Consider the following 22,685-nt stretch of genomic DNA (forward strand, 5'->3'; position numbering starts at 1 on the left):
GGCGGTCCACTGCTGCCCGATGAGCGGGGTGCCCCGTTCGATCGGGTGGGCCTCCCAGGTCGGGCTAGAGTAGCGGGGTGAGCGACCTCCCGAGCCCGCTGGAACGTGCAAGCTCCCTGTCGCGGGACCGTGCCCTGACCGAGCAGGCTGATCAACATGCGATCACCCTCGAATCGATCCTCGCCGTGCTCCGCTCCGGCCGACTCGCGGATGCGGCCGCGCGCAGGGAGGCCACGGAGATCGCCTCCTCCGCGCTCATCCGTGCTCGTTCGGTCCATGAGCTGCAGGAGAGCGTGCTCGAGCCGGTAGCCGAGGCATTCTCGCGCCTGCGCACCGAACTGCGTCCTCTGATCCGCTCCGGGCCGCTGCAGGTCCAGTTCGCAGAGCCTCCTGAGCGAGGACGGGCGCTGCCGGGCCCGGTCGCTCGGGAAGCCCGCGCCATCTCCCGCACAGCAGTGCTCTCGCTCATGGACCGCGCCGACGCCGCGCGCGCCCGGATCGGCTGGGACTGCGATGGCCGCAACCTGCTGATGGAGGTCCGTGACGACGGGGGAATCGCGGTGACGGCGCACGACGACACACTGCGTCCGATCGTGGAGCGAGTGGCGGCGCTCGACGGAACCATGGACGTGGAGACGACCCCGGGCTGGGGGACGACGCTGCGGATCGAGATCCCGCTGGACCCACCCAGCGCAGCGCTCACCGTGGAGGGCGCCGAGGAGCTCACCGACCGCGAGAAGCAGGTGCTGCGCCTGGTCGCGACCGGGATCTCGAACCAGCGCATCGGCGACCAGCTCGGGATCACGGCCAACACCGTGAAGTACCACGTGGCCAACTTGCTGCGGAAGTACGGCGCCCGCACGCGCGCCGAGCTCGCAAGCATCACTCACTCCCATGATGCGCACTCCCCGAGCGCCCAGACTCGATAGCGGGTCTCGGTCCGGCCGTCGGCAGCGGTGTCGTACCCACTGCGCCGCGAACCTCATGGCCGTGGCCTCGAAGAGCTGGTGGCCGGCGTGAAGGCGATGCCGCACGGCGTCCAAGACCAGCCCGACGCGAACGCGGGAACGCGCTGCTGTGACTGATACGCGCCGGCACCGCCCGCGTCCCACCGTGTTCCGGGCTCGCGGATCGGCCTCAGGCCCTCGCCGCCTGGGTGCGGCCCCCGCGACGGCTGGATTCCAGCATCTCGGTCAGTGAGCGCGCGTCATAGCTGCCCACCATCCGACAACCCTCGATGAAGAACGTCGGGGTCATCTTGGCGCCGCTCGCCTCCGCGCTCGCGATGTCCCGCTGGACCCTCGCAGCAACCTCGTCGCTGTCGAGATCCTCGATGAACGCCTCGACATCGAGGCCCAGCTCGGCCGCGTAGCCGATGAGATCTTCCCTCTCCAGCGCGTCCTGCCGAGTGAACACGAAGTCGAGCCACGGCCAGAACATCCCCTGCTTCGCGGCCGCCTCGGCGGCCCGGGCGGCGAGGGGGCCGTGAGGATGGTGAGGCAGATGCCGCACGACGTAGCGCAGATCGTCTCCGAAGCGCCCGTGCAGATCTTCCCAGGAGCCAGTGGCGTGCGCGCAGTACTCGCACTCGAAGTCCACGAACTCCACGAGGGTGAGCCGGGCGTCCTCCGGTCCGCGGATGTGATCCACCTCGGGGTCCACCGGAGAGTCGAGCGTCATCGGGAGATCCGCCGTCTCCTCTCCCCACCGACGGGCCGCGACCTTGAAGATCGACCAGCCCAGAACAGTGGCGAGCACCATCGCCACGAGCACGCCCAGCGTCGCCTGGCGCCCCAGGTCGGAGGAGGAGTCGAAAGCGAGGCTGATGACCAGCAGCGACACGGTGAAACCGATGCCCGAAAGCGCTGCCCCGCCGAACACGCTGCCCATTCCGACCCCCTCCGGCAGTCGGCCTGCGCCCATCCGAACGGCGAGGAGCGTCGCGATCCCGATTCCGAGGAGCTTGCCGAGCACGAGCCCCGCGATGACGCCCCACGTCACAGGCGAGCCCAGCGAGTCGGCCACCACCCCGCCGCGCAGGTCGACTCCGGCATTGGCCAGAGCGAAGATCGGCACGACCAGCAACGCCGTGGGGAGACGGAGGTACTCGTACAACCGCTCGTTGACCGACACGCCCTTGGACAGCCCCCGTCCGACGGCACGCGCCGAGGAAGCGCTCGGGGATTGCCAGAAGTCGCGGAAAAGCTGCCGGGCGGCGACCACCTTGTGCCGTTGCGTCGGGTAGGCGGGGATCAGAAGGCCGGCGATCATGCCCGTCAGCGAGGCGTGGATGCCGGAGGACAGAGTCGCCAGCCACAGCACGATGACGATCCCCACGTACGGAGCGGCACTCCACTGCCGGGAACGGCCCACCAGCCACAGGGCGACGAGGCAGCCGAGAGCGACCAGCAGCGGGACGGGCCGGATCTCGTCGCTGTAGAACACCCCGATGATCGACACCGCAAGGAAGTCGTCGACCACCGTGAGGGTCAGGAGGAAGACGCGCAGCTGCCCGGAAAGCCGGGGGCCGACGATCGCGAGAGCACCGAGCATGAACGCCGTGTCCGTTCCGACGACCGCCCCCCACCCGCGGAGCCCCTCGCCACCGGACGCGCCGACGACCAGGACGTACACCAGCGCGGGCAACGCCACACCCGCGACGCCCGCGATCGCCGCCAGGCGGGCGCGACTGCTGTCCCGCAGAGCCCCGTGTGCGAACTCCTGGCGCACCTCGAGACCCACGACGAAGAAGAACACGACCATCAGTCCGTCGTTGATCCAGTGGTGCAGATCCAGGTGCAGGCCGAACGGGCCGACGTCGATCCCCACGCTCTGTTGCCACAGCTCGACATAGGAAGAGGACAGCGGCGAGTTCGCCCAGAGGAGAGCGAAGGCTGTGACGACGATGAGCAGGACGGCCGAGCCCGACTCCGTGCGGAGTCTTCCGGGTATTCCGCGCGAGGGCGAGGTTGAGTGGGGCACGGCGCGATTCTGCCTGACCGTGCTGGACGGCGCCACTGGCTCGGACCGGCTCCGATGCCGCTGCTGTTCGGGTCCGAGGGGGTGGACGGGCGGCCGTGGGAGATCGATCCCCAGCTGCGCGCGAGGTGCGCGCGGCTCGTGCGAGAGCTCCCGCGGGGGTTCCCCTCCCACCTCGCCGCAGCGGTCGCGACCGCTCGGCAGGACGGCGTCCCGTGGGGGCCCGTGCGGCGCTGTCCGGCGCAGGACGATGTCGACCACGGGAGTCGTCCGGGTGTCACCAGCGCAGGGACTGCCGAGGTCAAGCGATCGAAGGCTGAGAACGGGCAGCTGCGCGAGGACCAGGAGACGCTCCGCCCGGCCTCAGTTCTCTTCGCGGCGAGCTCGACCCGCGCAACCGGCGATCCTGGCGCTCGGCGACGTGATGAGAGGCGAGGGCTGCGCGGAGCCGCCGGGCCTGGAGGCGTCGGGCCCGAATCGACGCCCGCACCGTCATCGATGCCCTCGTCCAAGACAGGATCCGCGATCCAGTCACGCCAGTGACAGATCGGTGAGATCACTGCCACCTCGTCGAGAACCTGCGGATGTGGCCTGCATCACGAGCTGCTGCACCGGGAATGAACCTGATCGGAGCAGAGTTGAGTCGGGTGCACTCAAGAACGGAGCTGCTGAGATTGACATCGTCGATCTCGAGTTCTCTACTTGAGTCCGTACAGCTCAAGTCTTGCCGTCGGCCGCTGGTCGGCAGCGAAGATCCCGTGCGGCGCATCCGTCGCAGAAAGGCAGGCACCCATGTCCCGTGTCGTCGGAATCGATCTCGGCACCACCAACTCCGCCGTCGCCGTCCTCGAGGGCGGTCAGCCCACCGTCATCGCGAACGCCGAGGGCTCCCGCACCACCCCGTCGGTCGTCGCCTTCTCCAAGCAGGGCGAGGTCCTCGTCGGCGAGGTCGCCAAGCGCCAGGCCGTCACCAACGTCGACCGCACCATCTCCTCCGTCAAGCGCCACATGGGCACCGACTGGACCCAGGAGATCGACGACAAGAAGTACACCCCGCAGGAGATCTCCGCGCGCATCCTCGGCAAGCTCAAGAAGGACGCCGAGTCCTACCTGGGTGAGTCCGTGACCGACGCGGTCATCACCGTCCCGGCCTACTTCTCCGACTCCGAGCGTCAGGCCACCAAGGACGCCGGCACCATCGCGGGTCTGAACGTCCTGCGCATCATCAACGAGCCCACCGCCGCGGCGCTGGCCTACGGCCTCGAGAAGGGCAACGACGACGAGCAGATCCTCGTCTTCGACCTCGGCGGCGGCACCTTCGACGTCTCCCTGCTCGAGGTGAGCAAGGACGACGAGGGCTCGACCATCCAGGTCCAGGCCACCGCCGGCGACAACCGCCTGGGCGGCGACGACTGGGACCAGAAGATCGTCGACTGGCTGATCTCGCAGGTGAAGAACAAGGAGGGCGTGGACCTGGGCAAGGACCGCATCGCCCTGCAGCGCCTGAAGGAGGCCGCCGAGCAGGCGAAGAAGGAGCTCAGCTCCTCCACCTCCACCACCCTCTCCCTGCAGTACCTCTCGATGACCGAGAACGGCCCGCTGCACCTGGACGAGAAGCTGACCCGCGCGCAGTTCGAGGACATGACCTCCGATCTGCTCGAGCGCACCAAGGCCCCCTTCCACCAGGTCATCAAGGACGCCGGCATCAAGGTCTCCGACATCGACCACGTGGTCCTCGTGGGCGGCTCGACCCGCATGCCCGCGGTGACCGAGGTCGTCAAGGAGCTCACCGGCGGCAAGGAGCCCAACAAGTCCGTGAACCCGGACGAGGTCGTCGCCGTCGGCGCCGCTCTCCAGGCCGCGGTCATCAAGGGCGAGCGCAAGGACGTCCTGCTCATGGACGTCACCCCGCTCTCCCTGGGCATCGAGACCAAGGGCGGCGTGATGACCAAGCTCATCGAGCGCAACGCGGCCATCCCGACGAAGACCTCCGAGGTCTTCTCGACCGCCGAGGACAACCAGCCCTCCGTCGCGATCCAGGTCTTCCAGGGAGAGCGCCAGTTCACCCGGGACAACAAGATGCTCGGCACCTTCGAGCTCACCGGCATCGCCCCGGCCCCGCGCGGCATCCCGCAGATCGAGGTCACCTTCGACATCGACTCCAACGGCATCGTGCACGTGACCGCGAAGGACCGCGGCACCGGCAACGAGCAGTCCATCCAGATCACCGGCGGCTCCGCCCTGTCCGACGAGGACATCGACCGCATGGTGAAGGACGCCGAGGCCCACGCCGCCGAGGACGAGGAGCGCCGCAAGAACGCCGACGCCCGCAACACCCTCGAGCAGCTCGTCTACCAGGGCGAGAAGCTGCTGAAGGACAACGAGGAGAAGATCTCCGACGGCGACAGGACGAAGGCCGAGGACGCCATCAAGGAGGCGAAGGACGAGCTGGCCAAGGAGGACGCCTCCACCGAGGACCTCGAGGCCAAGCGCGACGCGCTGAACGAGGCGCTCCAGGCCGTCGGCACCGCGATCTACTCGCAGGCCCAGGAGGGTGCCGAGGGCGCTCCCGAGGGCGCCGAGGCGCCGTCGTCGGACGATGACGACGTGGTCGACGCCGAGATCGTGGACGAGGACGAGGAGAAGAAGTGATGACCGAGAACCAGAGCCACCCCGACGACGCTCAGCGCCCTGAGGGCGAGCCGCGGTTCTCCTTCACCGACAAGCGGAAGGTGAACCCGGAGGACGGCTCGGTCCGTCCCTCCGGGGACGCCCCCGCCTCCGAGGGACAGGGCTCCCAGGAGCCGGTCGACCCGATCGACGCCGAGGCGGCGACGCTCTTCGAGCAGGCCGCCTCCGGCCAGGGCGGGGACTCCGCCCCGGCCGACGCCGGACGGGTCGCCGAGCTCGAGGGCCAGGTCACCGCGCTCACCGAGCAGCTCAAGCGCGAGCAGGCCGAGTACGTCAACTCGCGCCGCCGGATCGAGTCCTCCGCCGAGGTGAGCAAGGAGGCGGCCGTGGGCCGCGTCCTGGCCGCCCTGATCCCGGTGCTCGACGACGTGGAGCTGGGCCGCCAGCACGGCGACATCGCCGAGGGCACGCCCTTCCACTCGATCGCGCAGAAGCTCGAGGAGATCCTCGGCTCCCACGGCCTGAAGCGCTTCGGCGCGGTGGGCGAGGAGTTCGACCCGAACCTCCACGAGGCCCTCATGCACGAGGACGCCGACGACGTCGAGACCGCCACGATCTCGCTCGTCATGCAGCCCGGCTACGCGCTGAACGATCGCGTGCTGCGCCCCGCCCGGGTCGGGACGCGCGGACCCGCCTGAGAGCAGGCGCCTGCATTACGCCGGGGCGGGGCCCGTCGGTCCCGCCGACGGGCCCCGCCCCGGCTCATTCCCTACGAACACCACGAACCCTACGAACACCACGAACGACGCAGAAGTACCTGAGGCTCCCGGAAGGAGACGCTGATGTCCGGACAGGACTGGCTCGACAAGGACTTCTACGCGGTCCTCGGCGTCTCCAAGGACGCCGACGCGCAGGAGATCAAGAAGGCCTATCGCAAGAAGGCCCGGCAGTACCACCCCGACCGCCACCCCGACGACCCCAAGGCGGAGGAGACGTTCAAGGAGATCGGCGAGGCCTACTCGGTCCTCAACGACCCCGAGCAGCGCGAGCAGTACGACGCGATCCGCGCCATGGGCTCCGGCGGCGCACGCTTCTCCGCCGGCCAGGGCGGCCCCGGGGCCGCCGGCTTCGAGGACATCTTCTCCTCCATGTTCGGCGGCGGCCACGGCGCCCCAGGCGGCTACGCCGCAGGCGGCGGAGGAGGTGCGAACCCCGACCTCGACGACCTGCTGAAGATGTTCGGCGGCCAGGCCGGCGGCGGCTTCGGCGGCGGGGGACCGGCCGGCTTCCAGCCCGGCCCCTCCAAGGGCCAGGACATCTCGGCCCGCACGAGGATCAGCTTCCGCGACGCGGCGCTGGGCACCGAGATCCGGCTGACCGTCGACGGGAAGGCCGTCACCACCCGCATCCCCGCGGGCGTCCACGACGGGCAGAAGATCCGCCTGCGCGGCAAGGGCCGACCCGGCCCCGGCGGCGGCCCGGCAGGAGACCTGCTGCTCACGCTGGACGTCGAGGAGCACCCCGTGTGGAGCGCCGACGGCGCGAACCTGAAGATCACGGTGCCCGTCTCCTTCGACGAGGCGGTGCTCGGCACCACCCTGTCCGTCCCGCTGCTGGACGGAGGCACCGTCTCGGTGAAGGTTCCCGCGGGCACCCCGTCCGGCCGCACCCTGCGCGTGCGCGGCAAGGGGCTCGTGACCTCCAAGCGCACCGGGGACCTCCACGTCACCGTCCAGGTCGCGGTCCCCTCGCACGTCGAGGGGAAGGCGAAGAAGGCCGTGGAGGACCTGCGCGAGGCGCTCGCGGGCGAGGACCCGCGCGCCGGGCTCGCCGCGGCCGCCGCCAGCTGACCGAAGCCGACCGGCCCGGACGAAGGCGGCCGGCCGGTCCGTCCGGCGAGCGGCGCCGCCCGCCGTCCCGACCCGTCCGTCCCCGCATCCCGGAAGGAGCTCCCCGATGGCCCCCTCGCCCCGTCTCGACGACCGCGCGCCGGTCTTCGCCATCTCGGTCGCGGCCGAGCTCTCCGGCATGCACCCCCAGACCCTGCGCCAGTACGACCGGCTCGGCCTGGTCGTCCCGCAGCGCACCCGCGGCCGGGGACGCCGCTACAGCGCGCGCGACGTGATGCGACTGCGAGAGATCCAGGCGCTGTCCCAGGACCAGGGCGTCAACCTCGCCGGCATCAAGCGGATCCTCGAGCTGCAGGACGAGGTCCAGACCCTCCAGGACCAGCTGCAGCGCGTGCGCGAGACCCTCGAGTCGATGAGCCCCGCGCAGCGCCGCGTGTTCACTGCCGACCGCGACGGGGAGATCAGCGCTCTGCGCCGCGGCGAGCGTCCCCGCCGCAGCTCCGGCAGCGGCGCGCTCGTCGTCTGGCGTCCCGGCCACCGCCGCTGACAGCGGGTCGCCGGCACCCGGCCTCGACCGCCGGCACCGAGCGAGCGGCCGCCGTCGCCGGGCCGCGGCCGGGACTCGCGCCCGGGCGGCCCGGCCTCAGCCGTCCCGCCCGGGAGCGGGCCGGTGCGGCTGCGCCCCGACCTCCTCGTACAGCGTCCCGAGCGTCCGCGCGATCTGCTGGATGTCCACGCCCTCGGCCGCCTCGCGTCCCGCCCGGCGGAGGTCGGCGAGCTCCCCGTCCAGCAGCGCACCGAGCTTCTCCGCCGCGCGTTCCGCGAAGTCGGGACCGTCGCCGGCGACCTGGTGCGTGAGCACCCCGTCGGGCATCCCGTCGCGGTAGATCGGGATCGCGCGCACCAGCGCCGGCACCTCGCACGCCAGCGCCTCCCACAGCACGATCCCCTCGGTCTCCTCCTTGGTGAGGAAGCAGAAGACGTCCGCCCCGCAGTACGCCTCGCGCACCTGCTCCGCCTGCACGTAGCCGGGGAAGAGCGCGTTCGGCGGCGCGGAGGCCAGCGCCCGCTCGACGTCCCGGGTGAGCATGCGCGGATCGGTGCGGCCGTACCAGACGAAGGTCACCTCCGGCAGCAGCCTCGCCACCTCCACCCAGTCGAGGATCCCCTTGCGCACCAGCTGCATCCCGACGCTCACCACCACGCGCGCCTCCGGACCGAGGCCCAGCTGCTCGCGCAGCCGCCTCCGCGCTCCCGGATCGGGGCGGAAGAAGGTCGTGTCCACGCCGTTGGAGAGCACCCGCACCGGGGCGCGCAGTCCGTACTCCGGCCGGGAGATGAGCCCGCGCGAGTACTCGCTCGGGGTGACCACGAGGTCGCCGCGGCGGTACAGGTGCGCGATCCAGCGACGGAACAGCGGCGCGACGCGGTTCGCCCCGGGGAAGGAGTCGCGGAAGTCCTCCTCGGTGGAGTGCGCCCACATCAGCACCGGCCGACGCCACAGCCGCGCCCAGTGCGCGAGCAGCGGCGTGTCCGGGAACGGGGTGTTCAGGTGCACCACGTCGAAGGAGCGCAGGGGGTTGGTGACCACCTCGTGGCCGAGGGCCCGCACGGCGGTCTCCTGATGGCGGATCGCGGCGCCGATCCCGGACTCCTTCGCCAGCGAGGCGAGGCCGCGCGGCAGCAGCACGCGCAGCGGCTCGTCGCCGCGCACCCCGCGGCGGGGATGGCGTCCGGGCAGGACCGTGCGGGCGATGCGGTCCAATCGGCGGCCGGCCGCCTCGAGGGGCCGACGGCGGCGCCTCGCGGCGCGGGAGCTCATGAGCATCGGGGAGTACTCCTCACCAGGGAAGGAAGCGCAGCAGCAGCGTGCTCACGCCGAGGCCGTAGGCGATCAGCGCCCACGGCTTGCACAGCAGGATGATGGCGACGTAGGTGCGCCACCTCATGCGGGTGGTGCCCGCGATGTAGCACAGCAGGTCGTCGGGCGCGACGGGCAGCGCGATCGCGAGCGCGAAGGCGCGGGTGAAGTGCGCGCTGCGCGTCCACCCCAGGAGCTTCTCCACCGTGCGCGGACGGAACATCCGCTCGATGAGGGAGAGGCCCACGTGCCGCGCGATCAGGAAGTTCAGCAGGGAGCCCGAGCACACGGCGAGGTAGTTGAGCACGGTCCCCTCGACGGCGCCGAAGAGCACCGGCCCCGCGATCACCAGCAGACCGCCGGGGAGGATGGGGAAGACGACCGAGGCGGCGGAGACCACGAAGAAGGCGAGCGGACCCCAGGCGCCGAGCGAGTCGATGAAGGCCTGCAGGTTCGTCAGCGAGCGAAGCACCCCGGTGTCGAGTCCCCAGACCACCAGTGCGATGGAGAGGCCGAGGCCGAGCAGCGGGGAGAGCCGCGCGGCGATCCTCAGCGGGTCCCGTCGGACCCCCGCCTCCGGGCCGCCGGCCCCGGCGATCCCGTCGGCGACGGGGCGGGCCGGGACGGCCGGTGCCTGCACCGCGCCCGGACGGACGACGGGTGCGGGGACCGGCCGGACGGCGACGCGGCGGGCAGGCGCCGCCGGGCGCGTCGGCGCGGTGCGGACCGCGGGGATCGTCCCGGTCGTGGAGCTCAAGCGGTCACGACCGGGCGCGAGATGATCCGGGCGGGCCTGCGGCGCAGGCTCTGGCGGTACACCTCGAGCACGTGCCGACCGAAGTCCTGGGCCCCGCAGGTCGCCTGCGCGTGCTCACGGGCCGCGGTCGCCATCTCCTCGCGCCGGCGCGAGCCGTCCAGCAGCGCGGACAGGTGGGCGGAGAACTGCTCGGCGTCCTCGTACTGCCAGCCCGTGCGCCCCTCGACGACCACGCTCGCCAGCGACGCGTCGCGGCGGCACAGCAGCGGCAGCCCGCAGGCGAGCGCCTCGATGAAGGTCAGGCCCTGGGTCTCGCTCAGGGAGGCGCTGACGAACAGCTCGCCGATCCGGTACCAGCGCTGCACCTCGGCGGGAACCGCGACGCCCGCGAAGCGGACCTGGTCGGCGATCCCGAGCGCCCGGGCGTGCGCCTCGAGCTCGGAGCGGTAGGGCCCGTCGCCGACGAGCACGAGCACCGTGTCCGCCCGGTCCGCGGCCGCGACCATGTCGAGGACCTCCTCGAGGTTCTTCTCCTTCGCCAGGCGCGAGACGGAGACGAGCACCCGCTGCTCGGGGGAGATGCCGAGCCCGCGGCGCAGCGCCCGGACGTCCTCGTGCTCGGCCTCGCTCGCGGCGGGGCGGAAGCGCTCGAGGTCCAGGCCCGTCGGCACGACGTGCACGGGGGAGCGGACCCCGTAGCCGGTGAGGATCCGCTGGACCTTCGCGGTGGGGACCACGACGGCGTCGGTGCCCGCCAGGACCCGGCGGGAGAAGGTCTCCACGACCTTCCGGCCGACGGAGCGGCTGGGGGAGTAGTAGTGCGTGTAGTCCTCGTAGATCGTGTGGTACGTGTGCACCAGCGGCACGGCGAGGGTGCGGGCGATGCGGCGCGCCCACACATGGGTCGAGAACTCGCACTGGGAGTGGACGACGTCCGGTCGCCAGCGCAGGATCTCGCGCAGCACGCGGCGGCTGGCGGGCATGCCGATCCGGGCGCGGTCGTAGACCATCGAGGCGGAGACCGAGCCGATGCGGTAGACGCCCTGCTCGCTGCGGGTGCGGATGCCCTGGGACAGCGTCAGCACCCGCACGTCGCAGCCCAGGGCGAGCAGCTCGCGGCGCAGGGTCTGGACCGAGGCGACCACCCCGTTGACCACCGGTTCCCACCAGTCGGTGGTGAGGAGCACTCGCAGGGGACGGGTCGGCTCGGCGTCCTGACGGGGGCTCGGGCGCATCCTGGTCACGTTCACCCCTCGAGGTTCGCACGTGGTCGCGCTGAGCGCCTCCGCCGAGCGGAGGAGAGGGGTCAGACCGTGGTCTGATCCTGCCTCCGACGCCTGGTCGTGCCTGGTCCGCGTGCTCATGCTCCGAGCCTATGACCGGTGCCCAGGGGCCAGAACCGGGCGCGCCCGACGCGTCGCGGAGAGTTTCCCCCTAGTGCGTCAGCCCGTTACCTGGTAACGGGCCGTGAGCGACGTGGACGCCAGCTGCTGGGTGAAGATCGCGAAGCGCGCCTGGACGTTGGCGGCCCCGTGCTCGACGCCGAGGGTCTCCACCGGCAGGGCGTGGACCGAGAACTGGTAGCGGTGCGGGGCGCCGGCGGGCGGCTCCGGCCCGTCGTAGCCGACGTTCCCGAAGTCGTTCACGGCCTGGCGGATCGGCGAGCCGGCGTCCTCGCGGGCCACGCCCTGCGGCAGCGTCGCGGCGTCGGCGGGGATGTCCCAGGCGACCCAGTGCCAGAACCCGGAGCCCGTCGGGGCGTCCGGGTCATAGCAGGTGACCGCGAAGGACCGCGTTCCCTCGGGAGCATCGCTCCATGCGAGATCGGGGGAGAGGTTCTGCCCGCCGAGGGCCTCGACGAGCTGCGGCGGGGCGACCACCGTCCCGTCCGGCGTGGCGGAGGAGGTCAGGCTGAAGGTCTCGTCGGATTCGGTGACGTTCTCGCTCATGCCGATCAGCCTAGGCAGGGCGCGCGGAGAAGTCGACCGGACCGCGCCGGTCGCCCGCCCCTCAGAAGCCGTCGGCCGAGGGGCGCGGGTAGTGCTGGAGGAACTTCTTGACCTGGTTCATCGTCGCGGCGAGCACGTAGAAGCGGCGCTTCGCGCCCTCGACCCCGTAGGCGAGCGGGTGCACGGTGCGGCGCTTCCCGATCTCCCGCACCCGGGTGCGCAGGTCCGGGTCGATGATGTAGCGGCGCAGCAGCGGCCACGGCACGATCGAGTAGAGGATCTCCTCGCGCGGCACCAGCCGCTCCATCTCACGCTGCTCCACGAGGTCCGCCACCACGGGCAGCGCGACGTTCGCCCCGGCCGCGGTCATGTAGTAGTTGTTCCGGCCGATGCGGGGGTTGACCTCGAAGAACTTCCCGACCCCGTCGCGGGGGTCGATCTTCACGTCGAAGTTGGCGTAGCCGCGGTACCCGGAGTGGTGCAGGAAGCGCACCGACTGCTCGAACACCTCCGGCAGGTCGGTCGTGAACATCGCCGCCGGGTTACCCAGAGCGCCGGGGGTGTGCTCCTCGAGCAGCACCTGCGCCCCGCCGAGCAGGGTGACCCGGCCCTGGGTGTCGACATAGGCGGTCACCGACAGCATCGAGGTGTCGTCGCCGGGAATCATCTCCTGGACCACGAAGCGGTCCTGGTAGCCGGCCGCCGTGAGGCGGCCGACGAGGTCGAGCAGCTGCGCTCGGTCCTCGATCTCGAAGACCTTCCGCTTGCCGGGGAAGGAGACGGCGTTGTACGCGGAGGAGCGGGAGGCCTTGGCGACCACGGGCCAGCCGAGGTCCAGCTCCGGCACCTCCGGCGCCGTGCCGCCCTCGAAGTCGAGCACGACGGTGCGCGGGGTGGCCACGCCGATCTCGGAGCACATCTGGGAGAAGGTCGCCTTGTCCGCGACGGCCTCGAGCACGTCGTCGTCGAGCAGCGGCAGGTGGAAGAGCTCGCCGAGCTCCTCGCGGTGCGCGGCCAGCAGCGCCACCAGGAAGTCCGCGTTCGCCAGCAGCACCGGGCGGGTGCCGCCGGGGCGGGCGGCCTTGTCGTGGCCCACCTGCAGCAGCGCCGCGACCATGTCCTCCTCGGAGGCGGACATGCCCAGCTCCACGGTGGTCAGGATCGAGGAGTCCGCGACGGGGCCGGCGACCTTCCGGGTCACGACCGTCGAGGTGATCCCGTACTTCTCGTGGAAGGCGCGGGCCAGGGCGTAGATGCCGATGTCGCCGCCGAGCAGCACCAGGTCCACCTCGGGGGTCGACACGGCGGTGTAGGGGCGGGGCGGGGTGTCGGGCATCAGAGGGGTCCTTGTCGGTCGTGCGCGGTGCGGGAGAGGTGAAGCGCTGGGATCGGGGAGCGCCGGGACGTGCTGCGGCGGGACGCTCAGAAGCCGGTGTCGGTGGGGCGCGGGTACACGGCGCGGTACTTGCGCACGAAGTTCAGGCCGGAGACGACCGAGTAGGCGCGCATCCACAGGCCCTCAGGACGGTACCGGAAGGGGTTGCGCAGCCCCCGCCGCGCCACACCCCGGACGTGCTCGCGCAGGGCGGGATCGCGCACATAGGAGAGCACGAGCCGCAGCGGCAGGATCGTGTAGAGGATCGGCCGGGTGACGCGCACCTGGGCGATGTCGCGTCCGTGCACCCGGTCCTCGACCACGTGCCGCGCCACCGGCTCGCCCGCGGCGGTGACGTAGTAGTTGTTCCGGCCGATGCGAGGGTTGATCTCGAAGAAGCACTCCCGGCCGGTGCGCGGGTCGACCTTCACGTCGAAGTTCGCGAAGCCCACGTAGTCCACATGGTCCAGGAAGCGCTCCGCGGCGGCGGTGAGGCTCGGGAAGTCGCCGGTGATCATCGCGGCGGGCCGGCCGAGCGCCTCGGGGGTGTGCTCGCCCAGCAGCACCTGCGCCGCGCACAGCAGCGTCACCCTCCCGCGGCTGGAGCGGTAGGCGGTGATCGAGCGCTGCGCGGTGTCGTCCCCCTCGATCAGCTCCTGGAACAGGAAGCGCCCGGTGAAGCCGGCCTCCCGCAGGGACCGCACGAGGTCCTGCTGCTCCTCGGCGGACTCGAGGAAGAACACCTTCTTCTTCCCGGGGAAGTCGACGTGGTGGTACTCGGCGGTGTTCGCGGCCTTGCCGACCACGGGATAGGACCAGGGCAGCTCCTCGTGCCCGTTCCAGTCCGGCTCCCCGGCCCCGGAGAAGTCGACGATGACGGTGGGGACCGTGTCGATGCCGAGCTCCGCGCAGATCTCCGCGAACTCGGCCTTGTCCGCCAGGCGCGACAGCAGCCGGGCATCGACCTGCGCGAGCAGGTAGTGCGGCTCCAGATCAGCGCGGAAGCGATCGATCAGCTCGATGAGGGAGTCCGCATTGGTCAGCAGCAGCGCCGGGCGGCCGGCGGGCCGCTGGGCGGCCAGGTCGATCAGCGCATCGCGCAGGTCCTCGTCGCTCGCGTCGCCGCCGAGGGTGACGAGGTCCGTCGTGACCGTGCGCTCGTTCATCGCCACCGGGGTGCGCACCACGGTGGTGCAGCGCATCCCGTACTGGGCGTGGAAGGCGATGGTGAGGTTCAGGGAGTTCAGGCCGGCCCCGAGCACGACGACGTCGAACCCGGGGTCGACCGGGGCGGAGGGCGAGCGCATGAGCGCGATCCTAGCGGGTAGGCGGGCTCCCGCCGCGCAGGGACGGGCCCTGCGCGGCCGGACGTGAGCACCGCGACTCACCAGCGACCAGCCGGCGGCGTCAGTGCTGCTCCTCCCCGGCGCAGCGGCGGCTCAGCGCCGACGCAGCCACACGGCGGCGTCGGCCGGGAGCCGGCCGGGCACGGGCTCGGCGGAGCCGACCAGCACCTCCGCGTCCGCGAGGTCGAGGCCGTCCGGTCCGGCGGGCAGGGGCAGCTCCTGCTCCGAGGTGTTCACCAGCACCACCACCTCGCCGCGGACCAGGCCCAGCAGGCCCTCGGGCAGGTTCTCGAGGAACTCCACCGGGGCGTCCGAGCGGCCCAGGCCGTGCTCCCTGCGCAGCGCGATCGCGGCGCGGTACATCTCCAGCGTCGACCCGGGCACGCCCTCCTGCGCATCCGCCGCCAGCGCCCCGAACTCCTCCGGCTGCGGCAGCCAGCTCTCGCCGGTGGGGGAGAAGCCGTGCGCCGGGGCGTCCGCCCGCCAGGGCAGCGGTACGCGGCAGCCGTCGCGGCCGGGCACCCCGGCCCGAAGATGGGCGGGGTCCTCGCGCAGCGCGTCGGGGATCTCCGCGACCTCCGGCAGGCCCAGCTCCTCGCCCTGGTACAGGTAGGCGGCGCCCGGCAGGGACAGCATCAGCAGCGTCGCCGCGCGGGCGCGGGCCAGGCCCAGCGCCGCGTCCGGCGTCTCCTCGCGGCCCAGCCCCTCGCCGAAGCGGTAGCCGGGCGGGAAGCCGTAGCGGGTGGCGTGCCGGATCACGTCGTGGTTGGACAGCACCCAGGTGGTGGGCGCGCCCACGGCATCGGCCAGGGCCAGCGGCTTCTCGATCGCCGCCCGCATCGTCTCCACGCCCCAGGTGGCCTGGAGGAACCCGAAGTTGAAGGACTGGTGCGCCTCCTCGCGGCCGATGTACAGCGGCAGCCGGTGCTCGGGGATCCAGGCCTCCAGCACCATCATCCGCTCGCCCTCGTAGGAGTCCAAGATCGGCCGCCACTCGCGGTAGATCTCCAGCACCCCGTCGTTGTCGAAGTAGATCGGCACCTCGCCCTCGGGGATGTCCAGCAGCCCCTCGGCGTTGACGGCGGCGTCCGGCAGCCCCTCGGGCTTGACCATCCCGTGGGCGACGTCCACGCGGAACCCGTCGGCCCCGCGATCCAGCCAGAACCGCAGCACATCCCGGAACAGGGCGTGCACGCGCGGGTTCTGCCAGTTCCAGTCCGGCTGGGAGGTGTCGAAGATGTGCAGGTACCACTGCCCGGGCGTGCCGTCCGCCTCGGTGACGCGGGTCCAGGCCTCTCCGTGGAAGATCGAGGTCCAGTTGTTCGGCGGCAGCTCGCCGTGCTCCCCCCGGCCGTCGGCGAACACGTACATGTCCCGCTCGGGGGAGCCGGGCCCGGCCACCAGCGCCTGTTGGAACAGCTCGTGCTCGCTCGAGGAGTGGTTGGGGACGATGTCCACGATCACCTTCAGGCCCATCGCATGGGCGGAGGCGATGAGCTCGTCGGCATCGGCGAGGGAGCCGAAGCGCGGGTCCACGTCGCAGTAGTCGGTCACGTCGTAGCCGCCGTCGCGCTGCGGGGAGGTGTAGAAGGGCGAGAGCCAGAGGGCGTCCACGCCGAGCTCGCGCAGGTAGGGCAGGCGGGAGGTGACGCCGGGCAGGTCGCCCATGCCGTCGCCGTCCGCATCGGCGAAGGAGCGGGGATACACCTGGTAGACCACGGCGTCGCGCCACCATTCGGGGGCGCCGGCCTCCGGCTGCGCGGTCGCGGGGGCGGGCGAGGAGGTGGTGGTCATGGTGTCCTTCCGATGGGGGCGGTGCGGGGCGCCGGGCCGACGGGGAGTGCCGGCCCGGAGGATTCGTGGAGTCTCAGACAGAGGTCGGTTCCGTGGTCGGTTCAGCAGCCAGCACGGTGGCGCCGGCCGCGGTGGCCTGCAGGTGCAGCAGCGGTCCGTCCGCGGCGGCGGTGGCGCCGCCGACGGCCGCCAGGGGATGGGCACCGGTCACGCCGGGCAGGGACCGCAGGTCCAGAGCGACGGGATCGTGGGCGTCCCGGGCCAGGTGCACGATGATGTCGCCGTCCGGGTGGGTGCGCACGAGCACAAGGGCGTCGTCCCCGGTGTGCAGCCAGCGCAGGCCGCCGCGGCGCAGGGCCGGGTGCTCGCGGCGCAGGCCCAGCAGGGTGCGGGTGGCCTCCAGCACCTCGGCATCGACCGGGAGATCGGCGTCCCCGGGATCACCCGCCTGCTCGGAGAGGGCGTCGATGGCGGCCCAGGGCATCGGGGTGCGGGCGTGCTCCCCGGTGAGGCCCTCGGCGCCGAGCTCGTCCCCGGCGAAGACGGTGGGCACCCCCGGAAGGGCCGCCAGGGCGGCGACGGCGGTGAGCTGGCGGCCGCGCTCGCCGACCACGGTGCGGGTGCGGGGCGTGTCGTGGCTGGAGAGCTGGTTCTGGGAGTGGAGGCGGGAGGGCCAGGGCATCTGCGCGTTGTAGTCGCGCAGGCTGCGGGAGACGGCACCGCCGGGCACCCGCGGCGTCGTCATGGGCAGTCCCAGCCAGTTCAGGGCGCTGCCGGGCTCGGCCAGCCAGGCCCACAGGGGCCGGGTGAAGCCGGTGTAGTTCATGGTGCCGTGCCAGCCGTCGCCGTCCAGGTCCCCGGTGGCGTCGTGGCCGTGCTCGGCGACCAGCCAGGTGTCCCGGCCGGTGCGGGCGCGGACCCGGCGCAGGGTGCCGCGCATCTCGCGGGCCACCTCGCGGGTGAGGTCCACCGCACCGTGGCGGCCGGTCATGTTGGCCACGTCGATGCGCCAGCCGTCGGCGAGCACGGGCTCGTCGAGGAATCGCGCGGTCACGGAGCCCTCGCCGCGCGTGAGGCGGGCGCGCAGGGCGGCGCTGCGCTGGTCGAGCTTGGGCAGGCTCGGCACGTCCAGCCAGCTCACGTAGCGGTCCGGGTGCTCGGTGAACAGGTAGTACCCGGCCTCTTCGCTCCCGGCATCGGCCTGGGCGGCGCGGAACCACTCGTGGGTGTCACCGGTGTGGTTGGTGGTCAGGTCCAGCACCAGGCGCATACCGCGCGCGTGCAGCGCCTTCGAGAGCCGCACCAGGGCCTCCTCGCCGCCGAGCAGCGGATCGACCGCCTCGAAGGTGGAGGCGTCGTAGCGGTGCACGGAGCCGGCGGGGAAGATCGGGGTGAGGTAGACGGTGTCCGCGCCGAGGGAGGCGATGTGGTCCAGGCGCTCGATGATCCCGTCGAGGTCGCCGCCGTAGTACTGGGCGCCGGTGAGGTCGCCGCGCACGGCGGGCTCCTCGTCCCAGCGCATCGGCACCGCCCAGGCGGGCAGGTCCTCCGGGACGGGGCGGCCCTCGGGGTCCTCGGGGATGCGGGAGCTGCGGGCGAAGCGGTCGGGGAAGACCTGGTAGACGATCGCGTCGTCCACCCAGTCCGGGGCCGGCTCGTGCGCGACCAGGCGGAAGTCGGTGGCGTCGGAGACGTCCCAGGGCACCAGGCCGGCGGCGGTGAGCCAGGCGTAGGTGGGGACCGGGGCGCCGGAGGCGGTGCGGGCACCGGGCTCGGCGAGCACGGCGACGCGGTAGGGCACGACCGGGTTCGCGACGGTCAGGGTCGCTTCCCACCAGGTGCCGGTGCCGTCGGACGCGGGACGCGGGGTGAGGTCCCCGGTGAGGATCTCCCCGTCCACCACGGACCGCAGGGCCAGGGTGTGGGCCGGATAGGCGCCGGGCACCCAGACCCGCAGCGTGGCCTCCTGGCCGAGGCCCGCCCGCGGACCCGGCACGAAGGACGGGCCGGAGTCGTGGTGGGGCTGCTCGGTCAGGGGCACGCCGCTGGGCTCGATCGCGGGATCGACCGGCTGCGGGGCGGGGGAGGGGAGATCGCTCATCGGGAGGGTCCGTTCAGCCCTTCACGGCGCCGGCGGTGGAGCCGCCGACGATGTAGCGCTGCAGGAACTGGTACAGGATGATCACCGGCACCATGATCATCACCGAGCCGGCGGCGAAGACGCCCAGGTTGTTGGAGCGGTCGCCCTCGAGCATCCCGTACAGGCCCACGGCCAGGGTCTTGGTGTCGTTGCTGGTCAGGAAGATCGAGCCCAGCAGGAACTCGGAGAGCACACCCACCAGGGCCAGCAGGATGGTGGTGGCAAGGATCGGGGTGAGGGTGGGCAGCAGGATCTTGGTGAACACCTGCCAGTGGGAGCAGCCGTCGATGATGGCGGCCTCGTCCAGCTCCTTGGGCACGGTGTCGAAGAAGCCCTTGATCAGCCACACCTGGCCGAGCGAGCCGCCCAGCAGCACGATGATGTAGCCCGGCAGCGAGTCCAGACCCAGGAAGGGGATCGCCTTGCCCAGCCCGGAGACCATCGAGTAGACCGCGATCATCGCCAGGAACGCCGGGAACATCATCACCAGCAGCAGCGAGAGCAGGCCGATGCGGCGACCGGCGAATCGCAGGCGGCTGAAGGCGTAGGCGGCCAGGGTGGAGAGGAACACCTGCACCAGGGCGACGGTGCCGCACACGATGACCGTGTTCGCGTACCAGCGCAGGAAGGGCCCGCGATCGCCCGCGATCAGGGACTCGTAGTGCACCAGGGAGAAGGCTTTGGGGATCAGGCCGGAGCTGGAGACGGTGCCCAGCGGGTTCACCGAGGCGGAGACGATGAACAGGATGGGGAACACCGCGAAGGCGACGGCGAGGATGCCGACGACGTGGCGCCACCCGACCTCGGCCATCCAGCGGCCGAAGGGCATCCGCCGCTGCGCGGTGACGGAGGTCTGCTGCGAAGTCTGCGTGCTCATGATCGGGCCGCCTCTCAGTTGACGTCTTCGAGGACGCTGGTGAACCGGAACTGGATCGCCGCGAGCACGCCGGTCAGCGCGAACAGGGCGACGGAGACGGCGGAGGCGAAGCCGAAGTCGGCCCCCGAGCCGCCGAAGGCGATGCGGTAGATCATCGAGATCAGGATGTCGGTGCCGCCGCGGGTGTACTCGCCCGGCAGGAACGGACCGCCCTCGGTGAGCAGCTCGATCGCGTTGAAGTTGTTGAAGTTGAAGGCGAAGGAAGCCACCAGCAGTGGGGCCACGGCCACCAGCAGCAGCGGGGTCACGACCTTCACCGTGGTCTGGAAGCGGCTGGCGCCGTCGATGCGGGCCGCCTCCATCACGTCACCGGGGATCGCTTGCAGGGCGCCGGTGGAGACGATGAACATGTAGGGGAAGCCCATCCACAGGTTCGTCAGCAGCACCGCGATCTTGGCCATCGTCGGATCGCCCAGCCAGTTCACGTTGATGCCGAGGGTGGTGTTGATCAGGCCGAAGTCCTGGTTGTAGAAGTTCGACCACACCAGCAGGGCGATGAAGCCCGGCACCGCGTATGGCATCAGCAGGATCGAGCGGTACAGGCGGCGGCCCTTCAGCCGCTCGTCGTTGAGGATCAGCGCCAGGGCGAAGCCGACCACGAAGGTCAGCGCCACCGAGCCGAGGGCGAAGACCAGGGTCCAGGCGAAGGCGGCGAGGAACTGGCCGGCGATGTTGGAGTCGGTGAACAGGCGCTGGTAGTTGGACCAGCCCACGTTCTGCAGCCAGGACTGGCTGAAGGCGCGCTCGCCGTTCTCGTTCACGAAGTACTCGGAGTCGCCCACGGTGCCGACCGTGTAGACCGCGCCCGTCTGGGTGTCGGTGATGGTGTCGGCGGCCTCGTCGTAGGTCAGCAAGGTGGTGCCGACGTAGGCCTGATTGGCGCCCTGCACCCGCACCGCGGAGTTCTCGTCGACGGGGACGGCGACCTCCTGCAGCGCGTTGTAGGCGTCGTTGACCTCGCGCGCCTCGAGGATCGTGTAGCCGGAGGCCTCGGTGACGTAGTTGTTCTCGACGGTGACGTCGGCGGAGGGCACCGGGGCCAGCTCGGTTTCCTCGTCGCCGGAGTAGACGGTGCCGGTGGCGGGGTCCACCAGGAACAGGGTGAAGGGGCCCTCCACGGGGTCGCCCTGGGTGGCGACCGACATGTTGTACCAGGTGGAGTCGTCGGTCTGGACCACCGAGTTGGCGATGATCGAGTTCACCGCCTGCTCCTTGGTGCCGCGGGTGCCGTCGCCGTAGTTGGTGAAGGAGTAGCCCACCGTGAGGATGATCGGGGTGATCAGGAAGACCGCGAGGAAGAAGGTGCCGGGGAAGAGGTACTTCCCGGGGATGAAGCGCTTCGTGGAGTAGATGAGGAAGATCGCGATCGCGGCCAGGACCATCACGGCCAGCCACATCCACTGCTGCTGCTGGATCATCAGCGGCACGGTGAAAGCGGTGACGGCGAGGACGGCGCCGAGGACGATGATGCGCACCAGGACCGCGGGGATCGAGGTGTTGCGCTCGCGGTGCACGGGCGGCAGGGGGCTGGACATGGCGACGGTGCCTTTCACGGGGTGGCGGGGGCGACCGGGCAGGCCGGTCGGACGGGGTGCGACGTCGTGATGTCGCACCCCGTCCGGGGGAGCCGGGGGAGCGGGCGTGCTGCCCGCTCCGTGACGGAGGGAGGGTCAGGCGATCTGGCTGGAGATCTGCTCGCCGGCGGAGGTCATGGTCGACTCGGCGTCCGCGCCGCCGACCAGGTTGGCCTCGGCCTGACCGAGCGGTTCCCAGATGGCGGCCATCTCGGGGATGGCGGGCATCGGGGAGGCGTCCTCGGCGTACTCGGCCACGCGCACGACCTCGGGGTACTCGCCCGAGAGCTTCTCCTGCAGCTCGAGGTTCACCGGGGGCAGCTCGTTGCCGGGGAACATCGCCTCGGCGATGTCGGGGGAGGAGACCACGTCGGTGGCGAACTGCTGGGCGAAGGCCTGATTGGCGCCGCTGGAGGCGACGAAGAAGGCGTTGACGCCGGCGAAGGGGACCGCCGGGTCCATGCCCTCGAAGCCGGGGACCTGGCTCATGGTGAAGTCGACCTCGGCGGTGCGGATGTCGGCCAGGGCCCAGGGGCCCGAGATCAGGTAGGCGGCGTTGCCGTCGGTGAACAGCGAGATCGCGTTGTCGTTGCTGATGGAGGTCTTCAGCACGCCCTGCTCGCCGAGCTCCACGATCTTCTCGGCCGCGGAGATCGAGCCCTCCTGGCCCACGCCCACGTCGGAGGGGTCGAGGTTGCCCTCGGCGTCCTCGCCGAAGAGGTAGCCGCCGCCGGAGGTGTAGAAAGGCTGCATGTGGTAGGCGTCGCCCTCCTCGCCGACCGGCAGGGACAGCACGTTCTCGGCGCCGCCGGCCTCGCCGGCCTCGACCAGCTCCTCCACGGTGGAGGGCTCGGGCACGTCGGTGAGCTCGTTGTTCGCGTAGAGCACCAGGGTCTCCACGGCGTAGGGGGCGCCGTAGGTCTGACCGTCGTAGGTCACGGCCTCCAGGGCGACCGGGGCGATCGCGTCGGAGGCGCCGGAGGGCAGCTGCACCGGGGAGATGGCGCTGTTCTGCACCAGGTTCCCGATCCAGTCGTGGGCGGCCACGATCATGTCGGGGCCGTTGCCGGCCTGGTTGGCGGTGATGAAGTTGCCCTGTAGGTCGTCCGCGACGATCTGCACCGCGACGGTGAGGTTGTTGGCCTCGGCCCAGTCCTGTGCCGGGCCCTCGAGGGCGCCGGCCTTGACCTCGTCGGTCCAGATCACGAGGTCGGCATCGGCGCGCTCGGGCGCCGCGCCCTCGGAGGAGCCGCCCGCGTCCGAGCCGCCGGAGGAGCTGTCGGAACCGGAGTCGCTGCTGCCGCCGCAGGCGGCGAGGACACCGGTGGTGGCGGCGATGCCGCTCAGGGCGAGGAAGTTCTTGCGACGGATCTGCACGTCTTCTCCTTCGAATCGTGGTGCACCTGGCCGTCGGTGGCCGTGCGGATTGGGAAAAAATATAGATCCTGCCGCTGTCTTGTGCAAGAATGAGCAAGAACTTGCAGGACACGAT

General features: G+C 71.4%; 17 protein-coding genes. 5 read left to right on the forward strand and 12 right to left on the reverse strand.

Translation table 11 applies throughout. The features are described from left to right. Positions 1-77: 77 nt before the first annotated feature. On the forward strand, positions 78-929 hold the full coding sequence (locus tag A4A78_RS12115) for a LuxR C-terminal-related transcriptional regulator (RefSeq protein WP_062949534.1): 852 nt from the start codon (positions 78-80) through the stop codon (positions 927-929). A 208-nt stretch (positions 930-1,137) separates the two neighbouring features. On the opposite strand, the gene nhaA is transcribed toward A4A78_RS12115, so the two are convergent. Continuing rightward, the gene (gene nhaA, locus A4A78_RS12120) at positions 1,138-2,952 is read right to left on the reverse strand and encodes a Na+/H+ antiporter NhaA (RefSeq protein WP_156488626.1); all 1,815 of its coding nucleotides are present in this window, start codon (positions 2,950-2,952) and stop codon (positions 1,138-1,140) included. A gap of 819 nt (positions 2,953-3,771) precedes the next feature. Between nhaA and dnaK the strand changes: the two genes are divergently transcribed. The 4 genes from dnaK (at position 3,772) to A4A78_RS12140 (ending at position 8,007) form a co-directional block, all read left to right on the forward strand. After that, positions 3,772-5,631, forward strand: coding sequence for a molecular chaperone DnaK (gene dnaK, locus A4A78_RS12125; RefSeq protein WP_062949538.1), 1,860 nt, complete (start codon positions 3,772-3,774; stop codon positions 5,629-5,631). Further along, positions 5,631-6,308, forward strand: a complete 678-nt coding sequence (locus A4A78_RS12130) for a nucleotide exchange factor GrpE (RefSeq protein ID WP_062949540.1) — start codon at positions 5,631-5,633, stop codon at positions 6,306-6,308. The genes dnaK and A4A78_RS12130 overlap by 1 nt, the downstream gene beginning before the upstream one ends. Positions 6,309-6,452: 144 nt before the next feature. Continuing rightward, positions 6,453-7,460, forward strand: coding sequence for a DnaJ C-terminal domain-containing protein (locus A4A78_RS12135; RefSeq protein WP_062949541.1), 1,008 nt, complete (start codon positions 6,453-6,455; stop codon positions 7,458-7,460). A 106-nt stretch (positions 7,461-7,566) separates the two neighbouring features. Continuing rightward, positions 7,567-8,007 (forward strand): heat shock protein transcriptional repressor HspR, encoded by a 441-nt coding sequence (locus A4A78_RS12140; RefSeq protein ID WP_062949543.1) that lies wholly within the window; start codon positions 7,567-7,569, stop codon positions 8,005-8,007. Positions 8,008-8,103: 96 nt separating this feature from the next. On the opposite strand, the gene A4A78_RS12145 is transcribed toward A4A78_RS12140, so the two are convergent. The 11 genes from A4A78_RS12145 to A4A78_RS12195 all read right to left on the reverse strand — a co-directional run bounded on the left by A4A78_RS12145 (position 8,104) and on the right by A4A78_RS12195 (position 22,570). Next, entirely contained in the window at positions 8,104-9,288 is a 1,185-nt protein-coding gene (locus tag A4A78_RS12145; RefSeq protein WP_062949545.1) for a glycosyltransferase, read from the reverse strand. Positions 9,289-9,301: 13 nt separating this feature from the next. Beyond that, positions 9,302-10,078 (reverse strand): TVP38/TMEM64 family protein, encoded by a 777-nt coding sequence (locus tag A4A78_RS12150; RefSeq protein ID WP_062949547.1) that lies wholly within the window; start codon positions 10,076-10,078, stop codon positions 9,302-9,304. Then, positions 10,075-11,313, reverse strand: coding sequence for a glycosyltransferase (locus A4A78_RS12155; RefSeq protein WP_062949549.1), 1,239 nt, complete (start codon positions 11,311-11,313; stop codon positions 10,075-10,077). Before A4A78_RS12155 ends, A4A78_RS12150 begins: the two co-directional genes overlap by 4 nt. Positions 11,314-11,520: 207 nt before the next feature. After that, on the reverse strand, positions 11,521-12,027 hold the full coding sequence (locus tag A4A78_RS12160; protein ID WP_062949551.1) for a YbhB/YbcL family Raf kinase inhibitor-like protein: 507 nt from the start codon (positions 12,025-12,027) through the stop codon (positions 11,521-11,523). A gap of 61 nt (positions 12,028-12,088) precedes the next feature. Further along, positions 12,089-13,363 (reverse strand): carboxylate--amine ligase, encoded by a 1,275-nt coding sequence (locus A4A78_RS12165; protein ID WP_062949553.1) that lies wholly within the window; start codon positions 13,361-13,363, stop codon positions 12,089-12,091. 86 nt (positions 13,364-13,449) lie between these two features. Further along, complete coding sequence (locus A4A78_RS12170; protein ID WP_062949555.1) at positions 13,450-14,709, reverse strand: carboxylate--amine ligase; 1,260 nt, start codon at positions 14,707-14,709, stop codon at positions 13,450-13,452. Positions 14,710-14,841: 132 nt separating this feature from the next. Next, complete coding sequence (locus A4A78_RS12175) at positions 14,842-16,542, reverse strand: alpha-amylase family glycosyl hydrolase (RefSeq protein ID WP_062949557.1); 1,701 nt, start codon at positions 16,540-16,542, stop codon at positions 14,842-14,844. 73 nt (positions 16,543-16,615) lie between these two features. Beyond that, the gene (locus tag A4A78_RS12180) at positions 16,616-18,643 is read right to left on the reverse strand and encodes an alpha-amylase family glycosyl hydrolase (RefSeq protein WP_062949559.1); all 2,028 of its coding nucleotides are present in this window, start codon (positions 18,641-18,643) and stop codon (positions 16,616-16,618) included. Positions 18,644-18,656: 13 nt separating this feature from the next. Beyond that, positions 18,657-19,559, reverse strand: coding sequence for a sugar ABC transporter permease (locus A4A78_RS12185; protein ID WP_053918813.1), 903 nt, complete (start codon positions 19,557-19,559; stop codon positions 18,657-18,659). Between the two features lie 14 nt (positions 19,560-19,573). Beyond that, the gene (locus A4A78_RS12190; RefSeq protein ID WP_062949563.1) at positions 19,574-21,154 is read right to left on the reverse strand and encodes an ABC transporter permease subunit; all 1,581 of its coding nucleotides are present in this window, start codon (positions 21,152-21,154) and stop codon (positions 19,574-19,576) included. A 135-nt stretch (positions 21,155-21,289) separates the two neighbouring features. Beyond that, entirely contained in the window at positions 21,290-22,570 is a 1,281-nt protein-coding gene (locus A4A78_RS12195) for an extracellular solute-binding protein (protein ID WP_062949565.1), read from the reverse strand. Positions 22,571-22,685 lie beyond the last annotated feature (115 nt).

Origin of the sequence: Brachybacterium sp. sponge (assembly GCF_001613775.1) — a bacterium.
Lineage (GTDB): Bacteria > Actinomycetota > Actinomycetes > Actinomycetales > Dermabacteraceae > Brachybacterium > Brachybacterium conglomeratum.

Coding starts and splice junctions, on each gene's coding strand:
- A4A78_RS12130 (WP_062949540.1), top strand. CDS start 5,631: ATGACCGAGAACCAGAGCCACCCCGACGACGCTCAGCGCCCTGAGGGC.
- A4A78_RS12135 (WP_062949541.1), top strand. CDS start 6,453: ATGTCCGGACAGGACTGGCTCGACAAGGACTTCTACGCGGTCCTCGGC.
- A4A78_RS12180 (WP_062949559.1), bottom strand. CDS start 18,643: ATGAGCGATCTCCCCTCCCCCGCCCCGCAGCCGGTCGATCCCGCGATC.
- A4A78_RS12170 (WP_062949555.1), bottom strand. CDS start 14,709: ATGCGCTCGCCCTCCGCCCCGGTCGACCCCGGGTTCGACGTCGTCGTG.
- A4A78_RS12190 (WP_062949563.1), bottom strand. CDS start 21,154: ATGTCCAGCCCCCTGCCGCCCGTGCACCGCGAGCGCAACACCTCGATC.
- A4A78_RS12155 (WP_062949549.1), bottom strand. CDS start 11,313: ATGCGCCCGAGCCCCCGTCAGGACGCCGAGCCGACCCGTCCCCTGCGA.
- A4A78_RS12175 (WP_062949557.1), bottom strand. CDS start 16,542: ATGACCACCACCTCCTCGCCCGCCCCCGCGACCGCGCAGCCGGAGGCC.
- A4A78_RS12185 (WP_053918813.1), bottom strand. CDS start 19,559: ATGAGCACGCAGACTTCGCAGCAGACCTCCGTCACCGCGCAGCGGCGG.
- dnaK (WP_062949538.1), top strand. CDS start 3,772: ATGTCCCGTGTCGTCGGAATCGATCTCGGCACCACCAACTCCGCCGTC.
- A4A78_RS12140 (WP_062949543.1), top strand. CDS start 7,567: ATGGCCCCCTCGCCCCGTCTCGACGACCGCGCGCCGGTCTTCGCCATC.
- A4A78_RS12160 (WP_062949551.1), bottom strand. CDS start 12,027: ATGAGCGAGAACGTCACCGAATCCGACGAGACCTTCAGCCTGACCTCC.
- A4A78_RS12145 (WP_062949545.1), bottom strand. CDS start 9,288: ATGCTCATGAGCTCCCGCGCCGCGAGGCGCCGCCGTCGGCCCCTCGAG.
- A4A78_RS12165 (WP_062949553.1), bottom strand. CDS start 13,363: ATGCCCGACACCCCGCCCCGCCCCTACACCGCCGTGTCGACCCCCGAG.